Source organism: Streptomyces sp. NBC_00344 (genome assembly GCF_036088315.1).
Taxonomy (GTDB): Bacteria; Actinomycetota; Actinomycetes; order Streptomycetales; family Streptomycetaceae; genus Streptomyces.
This window is the reverse complement of record NZ_CP107996.1, coordinates 1,085,487-1,101,517: the sequence shown is the minus strand read 5'-3', so window position 1 is coordinate 1,101,517 and position 16,031 is coordinate 1,085,487. Positions and strand designations below refer to the sequence as shown.

The following is a 16,031-nucleotide window of genomic DNA, read 5'->3' as shown; positions in this document are numbered from 1 at the left end:
ATTGCGGAAGTTATTTTCTGCTTGATGGAAGGTTGCCTGCACTTCGGGAGGGCTGTCAAGTGGGCCTGCCGTTTTTTGTGACGCGCGCAGTAGGTTGAGCGCGTGCGATTGAGAGTGGAGTTCACGACCGAACCCTTCGACCTGGACGAGGCGCCCCCGCATGCCGTGGTGGCCCGCGAAGTCATTCAGGCGGCCGAGCTGGACGCGGTGGACGTCGGTCCGTTCGGCAATACCGCGGAGGGTGGGGCCGACGCCGTGCTGACCGCCGTCGACACCCTGCTCCGCCGCACCCTCGCGTCGGGCGCCACGCGCGTCTCGCTCCAGGTGAACGTGATCGGGCAGGACGGGGAGGGCGACAAGTGACCGAGCCGGGAGAGCACCCGCTGTTCGCCGCGGTGAAGCCGCTGGTCGATGCCATGGGTGCCGAGATACTCGTACCGGACCAGGCGTCCGAGGACGATGTCGTCCTGGCCTGGGAGGGCGAGGATGTCCTGGCGGTGCGGCTGCCGCAGCTCTCGGACTCCCTCGATCACATCCTCGCGGCGCTGGAGCGCCGGCACGGGATGCCCCTGTCGGAGCTCGACAGGAAGACGAAGCAGTCGGTCGTGCGCGTACTGGAGGCGCGCGGCGCCTTCTCCGTCCGGCATGGCGTGGAGACAGTGGCGAACGCCATCGGGGTCAGCCGTTTCACCGTCTACAACTACCTGAACAGGGACAACACCGCCAAGAGCGAATGAGGATCCCTGTCGTACGGCGAACCGTCGCCGGGCAACCGGGCGACGGTAATTTGTAACCGCAAGTTTTCAACAAAGTGTTGACGTGGTGATTTCGAGGGCGTTAGCTATCCGCAGCCCGTTCAGCACAAGGCCGCCCAATCGGCCACGGAGGTCCACCGTGACTTCGCATTCGACTCCGGGCCTTGCCCGGTTCAACACCCTGCAGGACAGCGCGGCGCGAGCCGCGCTCCACGAGGTGTGCGCCAGTTCGGCGTGGGGGAGCAGTCTGCTCGCCCGGCGCCCGTACGCCACCGTTGAAGCCCTCCTCCTCGCCGGCGACGCCGCTACGGCAGCGCTGACGACGGAAGATCTGGCCGAAGCGATGGCCGGGCACCCGCCGATCGGCCGTCCGAAGCCCGGAGATCCCACATCGTCCCGTGAACAGCGCGGGATGGCCGGAGCGTCCGATGAGCTCAAGGCCGAAATCCTTGATCTGAACCTTGCCTACCAGGAGAGGTTCGGACATGTCTTTCTGATCTGCGCCACCGGCGCGACCGGTGAGCAGATGCGCGACGCGATGAGGGCCCGGATCGGCAACACGCCCGAGCAGGAGCGCGGACACGTGCGCACCGAACTGGGGAAGATCAACCGCATCCGGCTGACCGGCCTCGTCGCAGCGGTCGCAGAAGAAGGAGAGTGACGGCCTTGAGCACGCAGACCACCGCGTCGGTTTCCACGCACGTACTGGACACCAGCGCGGGCCGTCCCGCCGGCGGCGTCACCGTTTCGCTCGAGGCCCGCAGCGGCCCGGGCGTACCGTGGACGGCGCTCGGCGGATCGGCCACCGACGCCGACGGACGCTGCAAGGACCTGCCGGCTCTGCCGGAAGGAACCACCCACGTACGGCTCGACTTCGACACCGAGACGTACTTCTCTTCGAACCAGCACCACGCCACAAGGCAAGCCGAGGCACAGCAGGACGCCCCCCGCGTAAGGGACAGCGGCGCTTTCTTCCCGGAGGTGGCGATCACATTCGCCGTCGTGCCGGGTGAGCACTTCCACGTACCGCTGCTGCTCAACCCGTTCGGCTACTCCGTATACCGAGGGAGCTAGCACCGACATGCCCACGATTCTCGGCCAGAACCAGTACGGCAAAGCAGAGAACCGCGTAGTCAAGATCACGCGGGACGGCGACACCCACCACATCAAGGACCTGAACGTCTCGGTCGCCCTCTCCGGCACCATGGACGACGTCCACTACTCCGGTTCCAACGCCAACGTCCTGCCGACCGACACCACCAAGAACACGGTGTTCGCGTTCGCCAAGGAGCACGGCATCGAGTCCGCCGAACAGTTCGGCATCCATCTGGCCCGGCACTTCGTGACCAGTCAGGAAGCGATCAAGAGCGCGCGGATCCGGATCGAGGAGTACGCGTGGGAGCGCATCGCGACCTCCGACGCCACCTCGCAGTTCATCGGCGCCGACGAGGTCAGGCACTCCTTCGTACGTCAGGGCCAGGAGATCCGGACCAGCGAGATCACCTTCGACGGTGAGAACTGGCAGATCATCTCGGGCCTCAAGGACCTGACCGTGCTCAACTCCACCAACTCGGAGTTCTGGGGCTACGCCAAGGACAAATACACCACGCTCAAGGAGGCGTACGACCGCATCCTCGCGACCCAGGTGTCCGCCAAGTGGCGCTACAACTGGACCAGCGACGCGGACCGCATGCCGAACTGGGAGAAGTCGTACGTGCAGGCCAAGAAGCACATGCTCCAGGCCTTCGCCGAGACCTACTCGCTGTCCCTGCAGCAGACCATGTACCAGATGGGCTCACGCATCATCAACAACCGCAGCGAGATCGACGAGATCCGCTTCTCGCTGCCCAACAAACACCACTTCCTGGTGGACCTCGAGCCCTTCGGGCTCAAGAACGACAACGAGGTCTACTACGCGGCCGACCGCCCGTACGGACTCATCGAGGCCACCATTCTGCGTGACGGCGTCGAGCCCAGGATCCCGGTCGACATGACGAACCTCTGACGCCCGGCCGGTGCGCCATCGCCCCGGTGGCGCACCGGATCCGACCACACGTTCTTCCACCACCTCGGCACCCGGAGCCACGCGGCTGCGGCACTCAAATCCTCCTGGGGTCCTGCCGTGCCCACATCGCCACTGCGAGAGAAGGAAGCACCATGGCAGCAACGGCAGTCGCGCGCACCGTCATCGAGAACGCGGCCATCGCCACGGTAGACGCACAGGACACCGAATACGCGTCGGGCCATGTGGTCATCGCCGGCAACCGGATCGAGTCGGTCGGCGCCGGCCGGGCGCCCGAGGGACTGTCCGGTGTCGTACGCAGGATCGACGGCAGCGGGCATCTGGTCACGCCGGGCCTGGTCAACACCCACCACCACTTCTACCAGTGGATCACCCGTGGTCTGGCCACCGACCACAACCTCTTCAACTGGCTGGTCGCTCTCTACCCGACCTGGGCGCGTATCGACGAACAGATGGCACGGGTGGCCGCGCAGGGCTCCCTCGCCATGATGGCCCGCGGCGGTGTCACCACCGCCATGGACCACCACTATGTATTCCCGCAGGGTTCCGGCGATCTCTCCGGCGCGATCATCGGTGCCGCAGCCGAGATGGGTGTCCGCTTCACGCTCGCCCGCGGCTCCATGGACCGCAGCGAGAAGGACGGCGGCCTGCCCCCGGACTTCGCCGTGGAGACCCTCGAAGGTGCGCTCGCCGCCACCGAGGAGACCGTCGACCGCCACCACGACGCCTCGTTCGACGCGATGACTCAGATCGCCGTCGCGCCCTGTTCGCCGTTCTCCGTCTCCACCGAACTGCTCAAGCAGGGGGCCGAGCTGGCCCGGCGCAAGGGTGTGCGGCTGCATACCCACGGCAGTGAGACCGTGGAGGAGGAGCAGTTCTGCAAGGAACTGTTCGGCATGGGGCCGACCGACTACTTCGAGTCGACCGGATGGCTCGGCGACGACGTATGGATGGCGCACTGCGTCCATATGAAGGACTCCGACATCGCCGCTTTCGCGCGCACCGGCACGGGCGTAGCCCACTGCCCGTCCTCCAACGCCCGCCTCGGCGCGGGCATCGCAAGGGTTCCGGACATGCTCGCGGCCGGTGTCCCGGTCGGCCTCGGCGTCGACGGCACCGCGTCCAACGAATCCGGCGAACTCCACACCGAACTCCGTAACGCACTGCTCGTCAACCGGCTCGGCGCACACCGTGAAGCCGCGCTCACCGCACGCCAGTCGCTGCGCCTCGGTACCCACGGAGGCGCGCAGGTCCTTGGCCGTGCCGACCAGATCGGTTCGCTGGAGCCCGGGAAGCTCGCCGACCTGGTGCTGTGGAAGATGGACACCCTCGCCCATGCGTCGATCGCCGACCCGGTGACCGCACTTGTCTTCGGCGCCGCGGCGCCCGTCACCCTCTCTTTCGTCAACGGCAGAGCCATCGTCGAGGACAGCCGGCTGACCACGGTCGACGAGGACGCCATCGCACGTTCGACCCGGGACGAGGCACAGCGCCTCGCACGGATCGCCGCGCAGGGCTGAACCGCCCGGTGAGACTCCGGCCGGGGAGGACGGTCCCCGGCCGGTGGCCGTGAACCCGAGCGGGGTTCACGGCAGCCGTGACCGGAGGGCGTATGCCCAGAGCGCATACGTTCCTCCGGGGCGGTGACGTACCCGTCAGCAGCCCCATACGCGCAGCCCGCACCTGCGATGCACCACTTCGCACCACCTCCCTGATACCCGCGTCACCGCCGACGCGTAACCGACCGGAGGAGCCGCCGTGGCCGCCCAGCCCAGGTTTCGCAATGATGCAGTCGTAGTCGCCAACACCCCGCACGAGAAGCACGCAGTAGACGAGGTTCTACCGCCCTTCCGGATGTTCACCAGTGGCCTGCAGCATGTGGCCGCCATGTACGCGGGCGTCGTCGCCCCACCGATGATCGTCGGCCCGGCCGTTGGCCTCAGCGCCAAGGAGACCGCGTTCCTGGTGGGGGCGAGCCTCTTCACCGCCGGGCTCGCCACCCTGCTCCAGACCCTCGGGTTCTGGCGGGTCGGAGCCCGGCTGCCGTTCGTGAACGGTGTCTCCTTCGCCGGTGTCACCCCGATGATCGCCATCGGCAAGGACCGGGGGCACGACGGTATCGCCGTGATCTTCGGCGCGATCATCGTGGCGAGCGTGATCGGATTCGTACTCGCCCCGTATTTCAGCAAGTTGCTCCGCTTCTTCCCGCCCGTGGTCACCGGCACTGTGATCACCCTGATCGGTGTCTCGCTGCTGCCGGTCGCCTTCGGCTGGTCGCAGGGCACCCAGGGGGCCCCCGGTTACGGCTCGATGAAGAACATCGGGATGGCCGCCCTCACCCTGGCGATCGTGCTGGTGCTGCGGAAACTGTTGCGCGGCTTCCTCCAGCAGATCGCGATCCTGCTGGGCCTCGTGATCGGCACAATTGTGGCGATCCCGATGGGGATGACAGACTTCGGCGCGATCACGGACGCCGATCCGATCGGTTTCCCGACGCCTTTCCACTTCGGAGCACCGCAGTTCGAGATATCCGCGATCATCTCGATGTGCATCGTGATGCTGGTCTGTCTGACCGAGTCGACGGCCGACATGCTGGCACTGGGGAAGGTAGTGGGCCGTCCCGCTGATGAGCGGACCATCGAGGGCGGGTTGCGCGCAGACACCCTTGGCAGCGCGCTGAGCCCGCTCTTCAACGGCTTCATGGCGAGTGCGTTCGCGCAGAACATCGGCCTGGTCGCGATGACCAAGGTCCGCAGCCGGTTCGTGGTCGCGGCCGGTGGCGGCATTCTGATCGTGCTCGGGCTCTGCCCGATGGCTGCATCGGTGATCGCGGTCGTTCCTCTGCCCGTGCTGGGCGGGGCGGGTGTCGTGCTCTTCGGGTCGGTCGCGGCTAGTGGTGTGCAGACCCTTGCGGGCGCCGCCATGGAGAAGGGCGAGAACGCTCTGATCGTCGCCACCGCTCTCGGTATCGGGCTGATCCCGATCGCGGCTCCGGACTTCTACCACGCCTTCCCGAAGGACGTGCTGGTCGTGCTCGACTCGGGCATCTCCACCGGGTGCGTGGTGGCCATCGTGCTCAATCTGGCCTTCAACCACCTGGGGAGGAAGCCACATCCGGAGGAACTGGAGCAGCAGGCACTCGCGGAGGTCACCGCCGTGCACTGAAGCTGACATGACAGATACGGCGCGTACCGCACCCCTGGTGCCGTACGCGCCGTACCGCTTTTCCGGGCCGGAGATCAGCCGATGTGGTACGGGTCGCCGTAGACCTTCCAGTCCAGCGGCGGAGTCAGGCCGAGGTTGCCCTTGTTCAGGAAGACACGCTGCTCGGTGTCCACCCGGCTGGTGTCGCTGTGCGCCTCCTCCTGCTGCATCGCCCAGACCCGGGCGTCGAGGAAGGCGTTGAGGTACGTCACCTCGTCACCGCCCTGCGACGGCGGCTTGGCCTTGGCCAGCGCGCGCTTGCGTATCGCGCCGAAACCGGTGTCGTCGTCGCCGTCACCGTGCATCACGATGGCGTCGTAGTACGCGAACTGGCCGAGCACACCGATGCCGTCCGTCTTGCCCTGCTCGACCGCCGGGTCGAAGTAGACCCGGTCACGCTCGTCGTTCTGCGCGGTCTGGAAGGCGGTGTCCTTGGCCGCGGTCTTCCAGGCGCTCTCGAAACCGGAGCCGAGTCCGGAATGCGAGTCGCTGCCGTTCACCTTGCGGAGCGCCGGGAGGTACCTGGCGAGCGGGTTGCCCGGTTCGCGGTCGGTGTACAGCTGCACCAGATCCAGCATGTCGCCGGTGCCGGAGCAGAAGCCGATGATGCCGGCGGTGTATCCGCGACCGTCACCGATGTCCTCGATGTACTTGTACTGCCCCTTCCAGTCCAGCGAGGAGTTCTCCGCGCTGGAGACGAGCTCCATGGCGAGCTCCTTCTTCGCCGGGTCGTCGAGGCCGGTCGCCGCTGCCGCGGCGATCCGGTGCGAACTCGTCGTGATATCCGATGAGTTGGCCGCGAAGGCGGTGGCGGGTACGGCGACCAGGGCCAGTCCGAGCACCGTGCGCGTGATGATTCTCCTGCGGCGTGCCGTGGTGTTGCGGTGGGGGACGTTCACCAGACCTCCAGGGGAGTTCGTCGTTCAGGGGTTCTGTTAGGAAGCTTTCCTATCAGCTGGCTTTCGGGCCGTACACCCCTGAAGGGCAAGGAGTTGAGCGTTTTTGGTCATGAAGAGATCGATGCTGACCAATCTCTAAGTGATCGGCGACCGGTGTCGCTCGGAATGTGCCGTCGGAATCGACCCCGCGAGCGCTGTAGCGTCTGCGGTATGGACGATCACTCTGTAGTCGATGTCGGCGATGTGCGGCTGGCCTACCGCGCCTGGGGAGACCCCTTCGGGGCGCCGGTGGTGCTGTTGCACGGACTCGGTGGTTCCTCCGCGGACTGGGAGGCGACCGGCCAGGCGCTCGGCGACGAGTGGCGGGTGTACGCGCTCGACCTGCGCGGACACGGCGAGAGTGACTGGCCGGACGAGTACTCGTTCGAGCTGATGCGGGACGACGTATTCGGTTTTCTCAACGAGCTGGACCTGGACCGGGTGGGTGTCGTCGGGCACTCGATGGGCGGGGTCGTCGGATATCTGCTCGCCCAGGAGCACCCTGACCGGGTGGAGCGGCTCGTCCTCGAGGAGACCCCGCCGCCGTTCTCCCGGGAGATGCCGGAATCGGCACGCCCCGATGGGCCGGTCGACTACGACTGGAACGTGGTGCCCGCCATCAGGGGCCAGGTCGGGGACCCCGATCCGGAGTGGGCCGACCGGCTGGACGAGATCGTCGCCCCGACACTGATGGTCACCGGCGGACCCGACAGCTCCATGCCGCAGGACCGCATCCCCGACATGGCGGCGCGGATCCCCGACTCCCGCACGATCATGATTCCGGTGGGCCACAACGTGCACGCTCTGGAGCCGGGGCAGTTCGCCGCGGCCGTCAGCGACTTCTTCACGAGCTGACGAGGCCGCCCGCCCCGGGGCCGGCGACCCGGAACGTGCACCCCGAGGCCTCAGCGACGGCGGAGGACGAACTCACCCTGTCCGCTGCGCAGTCACCATCGGCCTGCTGCCCCCACCCGGAGCCCCGAACGTCACCGGGTGAGCGGCGGGTCGTCCTGGCCGGCTTCCGCGGTGCGCGGGAGGCGGCGGAGCGGGCGTGGCCGCCGGTTGCCGAGGGCGGAAGACCGACGGGGCGCGGACGGGTGGGCGGGCGCAGCGGTGCGCCGAGGACCGCGGTCGGGCCGGTGCGGAAGTGCTTCGCGGTACAGCCAGGTGTGTTGGACGGTGCCGGATCCGGTCCCCGCCGGGTCAGGCCTTCCACCGGGGGTCGCGACCGCTGAGTCCGATCACCCGGTCGACGAACGGGGCGTCCTCGGGGACCTCCACGACCGGGCCGAAGGCGGTCCCCCGTCCGATGGCGTCGGCCGGCTCCAGCATCCCGAAGGACACCCCGAGGCTCGCCCTGTCCGCGGAGTACTCCTGTCCGGTGGCGCGGGCGAGATCCCAGCCGTGGATGACCAGCTCGTTCAGCGCGACCCGCCCGGCGATCGAGGCCGGCATGGTGAAGCCGCCCGCCCGGGTCTCGCCTTCCCAGGCGGCCGGATCGCGCCAGGCGGCGACCAGCTCGTTCAGCTGCCGGGGCAGAACGGTCCGCCAGTCCGCTTCGAGTACCGGCCGAGTCGTGCCGGGGGCAGTGTCGGTGTTCGCCCCGAAATCCTTGCCGGCGGCGCCGCAGAAGGCCGCTGTCAGCCCAGCCACATGGGCCAGCAGCTCCCGGACGGCGTAGTCGGGGCAGGGGGTGGGGTCGTCCATCTGCCCGTCGCTGATGCGACCGGCCAGCTCCTCGATGTGGCGGGCCGCCGGGCCGAAGTCGAGAAGGGCGCCCGCGTCCTGCTGTGAGTCCATGTCCGTGTTCATACTCCTCAGACCGCGCGGGGTCCGAGAACTCATCGGTCGGCGCACAATCCGTCTCCGGCTTCGGGGCCCGCCCCCACCGTCGGCCCTTGCGCGCCCGGTCCCGGGCCCGCTGCGCCGAGGCGGCCGCCGCGGGCGGATCGCCCCTCCCGTTGCGGGATCGGCCCGCGTTCCGCAACCTGAATTCATGATTCCGGCCAACACCACGGGCCCCGGTGACACGCTCGTCCAATACGGGGACCCCGATCCCGCGCACGTACTGAGCGTCTACGCCGACCTGCGCTGCCCCTATTGCAAGCGCATGGAGAACGGGCTCGGGGCGGTCATGGAGGAAGCCGCGGACGCGGGTCGCTTCAGCATCCGGTACCAGTTCGCCACGCTCATCGACGAAGGAGCGGGCGGCACCGGCTCCCTCGAGGCACTGGCGGCTCTGGGAGCGGCAGCCGACGAGGGGCAGAAGCCGTTCATGCGCTATCTGCACGAGCTGTACGCCGAACAGCCCGATGAGAGCGATGACGCGTTCGCCGACCGGGGGCGCCTGCTCGCGCTCGCCGACGAGATCGAGGCGCTGCACACCGAGGACTTCCGGAAGAAGGTCCGGGACGGCGTGTACATGCCGTGGGCGCAACGGGTCTCCGCCGCATTCGAGACGAGCAGCGTTCCCGGCACCCCCACGGTGCTCATCGACGTGACCCCGGTACCCGTCATCAATCCGCTGGGATACGCGATCACGGCGGAAGCCTTCCTCGCGCAGCTGCCCGGCTAGCGCAGAGAGATCGTCGCGTGGGCCCTGGCATTCTCGGCACGTCTTGATGCCGGCACCGGTGACCACGGCGATCGACACCGCCGTGGCCGAGGCAGCGCGGACATGGCTCGTCCCGCCCGGGTCGCTCCCTGTCGCCGCCGAACCGTGTCCGCCTCGGCGGCGGTCCCCGGATACCTGCCCGGGACTGGAATAAGTCCAGGGGCATCAACGCCCCGGGTTACGAGTCCTGGGCGGAGGGGGACGCGGCGATGGCGCCGGACTTCGATCCGGCCGCCGTCGCTGCCCACTCGCAGCGCCCCACCAAAGCCTCCAGGCGCTCGACGACGATCTCGCGCTTGAGGATCTTGCCTGTCGCGCCCTTGGGGAGCTGGTCGGTGAACGTGACGATCCTGGGGTACTTGTAGGCGGCCACCCGTTCCCTGACGAAGTCACGGATCTGGGCCGCCGTGGCCTCGCTGCCGTCCCGCAGGGCGACAACGGCGGCCACCTCCTCCCCGTGCAGGTCGTGGTGCACGCCGACGACCGCAGCTTCGGCCACCGCGGGGTGCTCGTACAGCACCTCTTCGATCTCCCGTGGGTAGACGTTGTACCCGCCGCGGATGATGAGGTCCTTCTTGCGATCGACAATGAAGTAGAAGCCCTCCTCGTCGACGCGTGCGAGGTCGCCGCTGTGGAACCACCCGTCGTGAAATGCCTCGGCGGTCGCCTCGGGACGGTTCCAGTAGCCCTTCATGATGTTCTCGCCGCGGATCGCGATCTCGCCGACCTCGCCGGTTTTCACCGGGGTCCCTTGCGGCGACACGAGGGTCATCTCGACGCCTCGGATGGGCAGCCCGATCGCCCCGGGCTTGCGAGGCCGTCCCGGATGGTTGAACGAGGTCACCGGGGAGGTCTCCGACAGCCCGTACCCCTCCAGCACGATCACGCCGAAGTCCCGCTCGAACGCGTGCAGGATCTCGACGGGCAGCGCCGAACCGCCGGACACGGCCAGCCGGAGCTGCGAGAGGTCGGAGCCGTCGGGGATCCCGGTCCGGAGCAAGGCGGTGTACATGGTGGGCACGCCGAGGAAGACGGTGACCCGGTCCCGGTGCATGATCTCCAGCGCCTGGCGCGGATCGAACCGCGGCAGCAGGGCCAGGGCCGCTCCTGCGGCGATCGCGGCGTTGAGGGCACAGGTCTGCCCGAATGCGTGAAACAGGGGAAGCCCGCCGAACAGCACGTCGTGCGGACCCACCGTCAGCAGCGTCTCGACCGCGGTGACCGTGTTGCTGATGAGATTGCGGTGCGTGAGCTCGGCGCCTTTCGGCGTGCCGGTTGTGCCGGAGGTGTAGAGGATCACCGCCGTGTCGTCCGCCGCCCGGTTGGCGACGGCTGGCATCGGCGACACGGCCCACAGCACGGCATCGAACGCCGCCGAGCCCATCACCAGGCTTTCGGCCCCGGCCTCCGCTGCGGCCTGGGCGGCCTCCTCCGCGGCCATCGGGGACGTCACCACCGTCCGCGCACCGGAGTCGCGGAGCACGAACGCCATCTCCCGCGCCTTGAGGAGCGGGTTCATCGGCACCACGATGGCACCGGCGCGGAGGATGCCGTAATACGCGATCGGGAAGGAGGTGATGTTGGGCATGACCAGTGCGACCCGGTCGCCGGGCTGGACGCCGTCGGCGCGGAGCAGCGACGCCACTCGGGCGCTCGCGTCGTCCAGTTCCGCGTACGTCAGGACGGCCTCGAACTCGCATACGGCGACTCGGCCGCCGTGCTCCTGGGCGGCGTGCACCAGGTACGTGGCGAGGTTGGTCATGTCATTGCCTCCTTGGGTCGGGACAGCCGGCGCGTCCCGCGCGGGCACGGTGCCGCGTGTCCGCCCGTGGTCAACGCCGGATCCTCTGCCAGGGCGTCTGCGCGGTGGCAGGCCGGCCGTGGGTCGCCTGCGGTGCACCCCGCGGCGCCACTACGGTAGGTCGCACGGCATCTGAACGCTTGACGTGGCGGGACAATCTCCTTACCTTTCCGGGACGGGGCAGTGAGGAGCGCGATGAGACCGCTTGTTCGCACTGCGGCACTCAACGGCTATGTGGAGTTGAGCCGTTCGCTGGGAGCCGATCCGCAGGTGTTGATGCAGCGCGTGGGCCTGGACGTCGCCGCTCTCACCTTGCAGGACCGGTGGATCTCCGGTGCGGCCGTAGTCCGCCTGCTGGAACTCTCGGCTGCCGACTCCGGAAGTCAGGACTTCGGCCTGCGGATGTCCGAGCTCCGGCGCCTCGGCAGTCTCGGCCCCATCAGCCTCGCCCTCCGCGAGGAGCCGGACGTCCGCAGTGTGCTGGAGCTGCTGCTGCGCCATGAGCACATGTACAACGAGGCACTGCATGCCCGCCTCTCCGAGCGGGAGGGCCTGGCCACTCTCAAGGTGGGACTTGACCTCGGCGAGGCGTTGGAGGCCCGGCAGGCCACCGAGCTGGCCGTGGGTGCGTTCCACCTGGTGCTGCGCACGTTCCTGGGCCCCCAATGGCTGCCTCTCTCCGTGTACTTCGCCCATGGTGCGCCGGCGGACTGCGGTACGCATCGGCGGATTTTCGGCCCGGCGGTGGAATTCGACCAGGAATTCAACGGAGTCATTTTCTACGCGAGCGATCTCGACTCGCCCAACACACCGTCCGACCCGCTGCTCAGGAACTATGCCCGGCAGTACTTCGAGGCCATCGCGGTCCCGAGGGACGCCGACACAGTGGACCGGGTGCGCGAGCTGATCGAGATCCTGTTGCCGACGGGGCGGTGCTCGGTGGACCATGTCGCCCGTAGCCTGGGCGTGGACCGGCGCAGCGTCCACCGGCGCCTCGCATACTCGGGTGAGACATTCTCGTCACTCCTCAACTCGGCGCGCATCCGGCTGGCCGAGCAGTTTGTGGCGAACCCGCGCCGCTCCCTCACGGAGATCTCCGATCTGCTGGGCTTCTCTGCAGCCAGTGCCTTCTCCCGCTGGTTCCGGGAGCAGTTCGGATGCAGCCCCAGGGAGTGGCGCCGCCGGGCGACGACCGGGTCCGACCTCACGAGGACCGACCCCCACTGATTGCGCGCCCTCCGTGGGCCCGCTCGTTCCATGGCTACGGCGTCTTCAGGTGCCTGACATCGGGCCGCCACCGCGCCGTCACGAGTGAGTCCCCAAACGGCAAGTTCTCCGTCCCGCAGGGTTAAGCACGAGACGTCATCGACTCCTACCTTTGGCTTCACCGCAACGCAGCCGCGTTCCGCGAGGACGGCCCGCACGGACGCCCCATCCGAGCCACCGATGCGCGAACCGGGGTCGTCACGGCTTCACGCCCGTCCTTGCCCTCAGGGCTCGTGCAGCCCCGCGTACCAGGCGCGGGGCGGGCCGACCCAACCCACGAAGGAGACGGACCGTGCACTTCCACGACGACTCGCTCTATCCCGAGAACCAGGAGCCGCTGGTCATCCAGGCAGCGCCCTACGGACCCGAGTGGCTGCCCGGTGACGCCGAGGACCTCCCCCTCACCATGGAGGAGCACGTCCAGGCCGCCGTCGACTGCTACAACGCCGGCGCCACCGTGCTGCACATCCATGTGCGCGAGCTCGACGGTCACGGCTCCAAGCGGATGTCCATGTTCAACGAACTGATCGGTCGGCTGCGCGAGGCCGTGCCGGACATGGTCCTGCAGATCGGCGGATCGATCTCCTTCGCCCCCGAGGGCGAGGGCGACGAGGCGAAGTGGCTCAGCTACGACACCCGCCACCTGCTGGCCGATCTCGACCCCAAGCCCGACCAGGTGACGATCGCCATCAACACCAGCCAGATGAACATCGTCGAGATCATGACCGACGACGACCTCCAGGGCACGTCGATCGCGAACCCGGCCATGAACAAGGCGTACCGCGACATGGTCGTCGAGGCCGGACCGGACTTCTACCTGGAACACCTCAAGCGGCTCCACGCGAACAGCATCCAGCCGCACTTCCAACTCGCCACGCTGGCCCAGCTGGAGACCGTGGAGCGGCTGATCAGGGCCGGAATCCACACCGGCCCGCTGATCCTCAACTATGTGGCGATCGGCGGCGGCTTCGCCGGCCGGCACCCTGCCGACCTGATCGAGTTCATCCGCCGCACCCCGGACGGCGCCGTCCTCACCATCGAGAGCTCGATGCGCGCCGTGGCGCCGATGAACGCGATCGGGATCGCGCTCGGAGCACACGTGCGGGTCGGCAACGAGGACAACCTGTGGGGCCGCAAGGGCGAGCGCATCAGCTCGGTCGCACAGGTGGAGCAGATGGTCAGGATTTCGGAGAACCTCGGCCGCGACATCGCGACCGGGCTCGAGGCCAGGAAGATCTACCGGCTGGGCGAGTACTACGCGGACGCCGACGAGACCCTCGCCCAGCTCGGCATGGTGCCGAACCGGCGCGCCGGGCAACGCGGCTCCATGCTGCGCAACCCCAAGATCTGACTCCCTTCCCCACGAACCGGCCGTGGTCGCGGCAGTCCCCCCCGGGCTCCCGCGACCACCGCCACCCCTCAGACAGCAATGGAGTTCTCCGTGGCACACGCCATCCGCTTCCACGAGACCGGCGGCCCCGAGGTACTGCGCTGGGAGGAGGTCACCGTCGGTGACCCGGGTCCCGGCAATGTGCGGATCCGCCACGAAGCGGTCGGGCTGAACTTCGCCGACACCTACTTCCGCACCGGGCTCTACCCGGCTCCGCTCCCCGCCGGACTCGGCGTGGAGGCCGCGGGCGTGATCGAGGCGGTGGGCGAGGGCGTCGCCGGCTTCGCCGAGGGCGACCGGGTGACCTACACCGGCAGCCCGCTCGGGGCCTACAGCACCGAACGGGTCATGCCCCCGGGCTCGATGATCAAGCTGCCGGACGAGATCAGCTTCGAGACGGCCGCCGCGATGACCATGCGCGGCCTCACCTCCTCGTACCTGCTGCGCAGGATCCACCCCCTGAAGCCCGGCGACACGGTGCTGCTGCACGCGGCGGCGGGCGGCGTCGGGCTCATGGTCTGCCAGTGGGCCAAACTGCTGGGCCTCACGGTGATCGGCACCGTGTCCACCGAGGAGAAAGCAGAGCTCGCCCGCGCCCACGGCTGTGACCACATCGTGTACTACCGGCGGGAGAACGTGGCCGAGCGGGTACGCGAGCTGACGGGTGGCGCCGGTGTGCCGGTGGTGTTCGACAGCGTCGGGGCGACCACCTACGCCGGTTCGCTCGCCTCGCTGCAGCGGCGCGGCCTGCTGGTCTGCTTCGGCACCGCCTCCGGTCCCGTGCCGCCGATCGACGCCATGCAGCTCGCGATCCACGGATCGGCCTTCGTGACCCGCCCGGCCCTGGCCGACTACATCGCCGATCCGGCGGAGCGCGCCGAACTGGCGGGCGAGCTGTTCGCCCATGTCGCCTCCGGGCGCATCAAGATCGAGATCAACCAGCGCTACTCCCTCGAGGAAGCGCCCCAGGCGCACCGCGAACTGGAGAGCGGCCGAACGACCGGATCCTCCGTCTTCGTTCTCTGACCACCCCAGGGCCCCGCTCACCGTCGCTGAACACCACACGGACCACGAGCCTGCACAGGAGGTACCACCATGACCCAGATCAGCACCCCGAACCCGGCCGCTCCCGCCCTTGTCCGGCCGGAAGTCCGCCGCTCGATCAAGACCGAGCCGCTGACCTGCACCATCGGCGCCGAGCTGTTCGGCGTGAACCTCGCAGACGCCGCACACGACGACGACCTGTTCGCCGAGCTCCGGGAGCTGCTCCTGAAGTACAAGGTGCTGTTCCTGCGGGGCCAGGACATCACCCGTGCCGAACACGTCGCCTTCGCCTCGCGGTTCGGCCCGCTGGAGGCCCACCCGGTGTCCGGCAGCGATCCCGACAACCCCGGGCTGGTCCGCATCTACAAGGACCTGGACAGCGCGCCCGAGCCCTACGAGAACGCCCTGCACACCGACGGGACGTGGCGCGAGAACCCGTCGATGGGTGCCGTGCTGCGCTGTCAGGAGACACCACCGGTGGGCGGGGACACCGTCTGGGTCAACATGGTCGAGGCCTACCGCAGGCTGCCGGAGCACATCAAGACGCAGATCCGCGGTCTGCGGGCCCGGCACAGCATCGAGGCGTCGTTCGGCGCGGTGATGTCCGAGGAACGCCGCCACGCCCTGACGGCCCAGTACCCGGACGCGGAGCACCCCGTGGTGCGGACCCACCCGGAGACCGGCGAGGAGATCCTCTTCGTCAACAGCTTCGCCACCCATTTCACGAACTACCACACGCCGCAGAACGTCCGCTTCGGCATCGACTACGCGCCAGGGGCGAGCAACCTGCTGACCTACCTGCTCAGCCAGGCCTCGGTGCCCGAGTACCAGGTCCGCTGGCGCTGGCAGCCGAACAGTTTCGCCATCTGGGACAACCGCTCCACGCAGCACTACGCCGTCCAGGACTACTGGCCGGCCGTCCGCCGGATGGAGCGCGCCGGAATCGTCGGCGACCGGCCTTTCTGAGAAGCAGACCAGGATCATAGGAGGTGGTAT

The 16,031-nt window shown here is 68.3% G+C and carries 16 protein-coding genes; 13 read left to right on the top strand and 3 right to left on the bottom strand.

The genetic code is table 11. From position 1 onward, the window contains the following. The first annotated feature begins 102 nt into the window (after nt 1-102). The 7 genes from OHS16_RS05050 to OHS16_RS05020 all read left to right on the top strand — a co-directional run bounded on the left by OHS16_RS05050 (nt 103) and on the right by OHS16_RS05020 (nt 5,943). Entirely contained in the window at nt 103-363 is a 261-nt protein-coding gene (locus tag OHS16_RS05050; RefSeq protein ID WP_328535947.1) for a hypothetical protein, read from the top strand. Beyond that, on the top strand, nt 360-737 hold the full coding sequence (locus tag OHS16_RS05045; RefSeq protein ID WP_328535946.1) for a helix-turn-helix domain-containing protein: 378 nt from the start codon (nt 360-362) through the stop codon (nt 735-737). The genes OHS16_RS05050 and OHS16_RS05045 overlap by 4 nt, the downstream gene beginning before the upstream one ends. Nucleotides 738-894: 157 nt before the next feature. Further along, on the top strand, nt 895-1,416 hold the full coding sequence (uraD, locus tag OHS16_RS05040; RefSeq protein ID WP_328535945.1) for a 2-oxo-4-hydroxy-4-carboxy-5-ureidoimidazoline decarboxylase: 522 nt from the start codon (nt 895-897) through the stop codon (nt 1,414-1,416). Between the two features lie 5 nt (nt 1,417-1,421). Beyond that, a complete protein-coding gene (uraH, locus tag OHS16_RS05035; RefSeq protein ID WP_328535944.1) occupies nt 1,422-1,829 on the top strand; it encodes a hydroxyisourate hydrolase in 408 nt (135 codons plus the stop codon). A 7-nt stretch (nt 1,830-1,836) separates the two neighbouring features. Further along, complete coding sequence (pucL, locus tag OHS16_RS05030; RefSeq protein WP_328535943.1) at nt 1,837-2,760, top strand: factor-independent urate hydroxylase; 924 nt, start codon at nt 1,837-1,839, stop codon at nt 2,758-2,760. A 152-nt stretch (nt 2,761-2,912) separates the two neighbouring features. Further along, a complete protein-coding gene (locus OHS16_RS05025) occupies nt 2,913-4,298 on the top strand; it encodes an 8-oxoguanine deaminase (protein ID WP_328535942.1) in 1,386 nt (461 codons plus the stop codon). 238 nt (nt 4,299-4,536) lie between these two features. Beyond that, nucleotides 4,537-5,943 carry a nucleobase:cation symporter-2 family protein gene (locus tag OHS16_RS05020; RefSeq protein ID WP_328535941.1) on the top strand — a complete coding sequence of 469 codons (1,407 nt, stop codon included), beginning with the start codon at nt 4,537-4,539 and terminating at the stop codon, nt 5,941-5,943. A 74-nt stretch (nt 5,944-6,017) separates the two neighbouring features. Here OHS16_RS05020 and OHS16_RS05015 read toward each other — a convergent pair whose 3' ends face one another. After that, complete coding sequence (locus tag OHS16_RS05015; RefSeq protein WP_328535940.1) at nt 6,018-6,881, bottom strand: chitosanase; 864 nt, start codon at nt 6,879-6,881, stop codon at nt 6,018-6,020. Nucleotides 6,882-7,091: 210 nt separating this feature from the next. Between OHS16_RS05015 and OHS16_RS05010 the strand changes: the two genes are divergently transcribed. Then, the gene (locus OHS16_RS05010; RefSeq protein WP_328535939.1) at nt 7,092-7,775 is read left to right on the top strand and encodes an alpha/beta fold hydrolase; all 684 of its coding nucleotides are present in this window, start codon (nt 7,092-7,094) and stop codon (nt 7,773-7,775) included. Between the two features lie 348 nt (nt 7,776-8,123). On the opposite strand, the gene OHS16_RS05005 is transcribed toward OHS16_RS05010, so the two are convergent. Next, the gene (locus OHS16_RS05005; protein WP_328535938.1) at nt 8,124-8,720 is read right to left on the bottom strand and encodes a TIGR03086 family metal-binding protein; all 597 of its coding nucleotides are present in this window, start codon (nt 8,718-8,720) and stop codon (nt 8,124-8,126) included. Between the two features lie 196 nt (nt 8,721-8,916). On the opposite strand from OHS16_RS05005, the gene OHS16_RS05000 reads away from it, so the two are divergent. Then, nucleotides 8,917-9,495 carry a DsbA family protein gene (locus tag OHS16_RS05000; RefSeq protein WP_328535937.1) on the top strand — a complete coding sequence of 193 codons (579 nt, stop codon included), beginning with the start codon at nt 8,917-8,919 and terminating at the stop codon, nt 9,493-9,495. A gap of 217 nt (nt 9,496-9,712) precedes the next feature. On the opposite strand, the gene OHS16_RS04995 is transcribed toward OHS16_RS05000, so the two are convergent. Beyond that, entirely contained in the window at nt 9,713-11,296 is a 1,584-nt protein-coding gene (locus OHS16_RS04995) for a long-chain-fatty-acid--CoA ligase (RefSeq protein WP_328535936.1), read from the bottom strand. A 234-nt stretch (nt 11,297-11,530) separates the two neighbouring features. On the opposite strand from OHS16_RS04995, the gene OHS16_RS04990 reads away from it, so the two are divergent. The 4 genes from OHS16_RS04990 to OHS16_RS04975 all read left to right on the top strand — a co-directional run bounded on the left by OHS16_RS04990 (nt 11,531) and on the right by OHS16_RS04975 (nt 16,001). Next, entirely contained in the window at nt 11,531-12,562 is a 1,032-nt protein-coding gene (locus OHS16_RS04990) for an AraC family transcriptional regulator (RefSeq protein ID WP_328535935.1), read from the top strand. Between the two features lie 331 nt (nt 12,563-12,893). Next, nucleotides 12,894-13,952, top strand: a complete 1,059-nt coding sequence (locus tag OHS16_RS04985; RefSeq protein WP_328535934.1) for a 3-keto-5-aminohexanoate cleavage protein — start codon at nt 12,894-12,896, stop codon at nt 13,950-13,952. 90 nt (nt 13,953-14,042) lie between these two features. Continuing rightward, the gene (locus OHS16_RS04980) at nt 14,043-15,017 is read left to right on the top strand and encodes a quinone oxidoreductase family protein (RefSeq protein ID WP_328535933.1); all 975 of its coding nucleotides are present in this window, start codon (nt 14,043-14,045) and stop codon (nt 15,015-15,017) included. Between the two features lie 69 nt (nt 15,018-15,086). Beyond that, nucleotides 15,087-16,001 carry a TauD/TfdA dioxygenase family protein gene (locus OHS16_RS04975; RefSeq protein WP_328535932.1) on the top strand — a complete coding sequence of 305 codons (915 nt, stop codon included), beginning with the start codon at nt 15,087-15,089 and terminating at the stop codon, nt 15,999-16,001. Nucleotides 16,002-16,031 lie beyond the last annotated feature (30 nt).

What these genes read in the sequence shown, in the direction of transcription:
- pucL (WP_328535943.1), top strand. Translation starts at nt 1,837, where the DNA reads ATGCCCACGATTCTCGGCCAGAACCAGTACGGCAAAGCAGAGAACCGC.
- OHS16_RS05025 (WP_328535942.1), top strand. Translation starts at nt 2,913, where the DNA reads ATGGCAGCAACGGCAGTCGCGCGCACCGTCATCGAGAACGCGGCCATC.
- OHS16_RS05010 (WP_328535939.1), top strand. Translation starts at nt 7,092, where the DNA reads ATGGACGATCACTCTGTAGTCGATGTCGGCGATGTGCGGCTGGCCTAC.
- OHS16_RS05005 (WP_328535938.1), bottom strand. Translation starts at nt 8,720, where the DNA reads ATGGACTCACAGCAGGACGCGGGCGCCCTTCTCGACTTCGGCCCGGCG.
- OHS16_RS05000 (WP_328535937.1), top strand. Translation starts at nt 8,917, where the DNA reads ATGATTCCGGCCAACACCACGGGCCCCGGTGACACGCTCGTCCAATAC.
- OHS16_RS04995 (WP_328535936.1), bottom strand. Translation starts at nt 11,296, where the DNA reads ATGACCAACCTCGCCACGTACCTGGTGCACGCCGCCCAGGAGCACGGC.
- OHS16_RS04990 (WP_328535935.1), top strand. Translation starts at nt 11,531, where the DNA reads ATGAGACCGCTTGTTCGCACTGCGGCACTCAACGGCTATGTGGAGTTG.
- OHS16_RS04975 (WP_328535932.1), top strand. Translation starts at nt 15,087, where the DNA reads ATGACCCAGATCAGCACCCCGAACCCGGCCGCTCCCGCCCTTGTCCGG.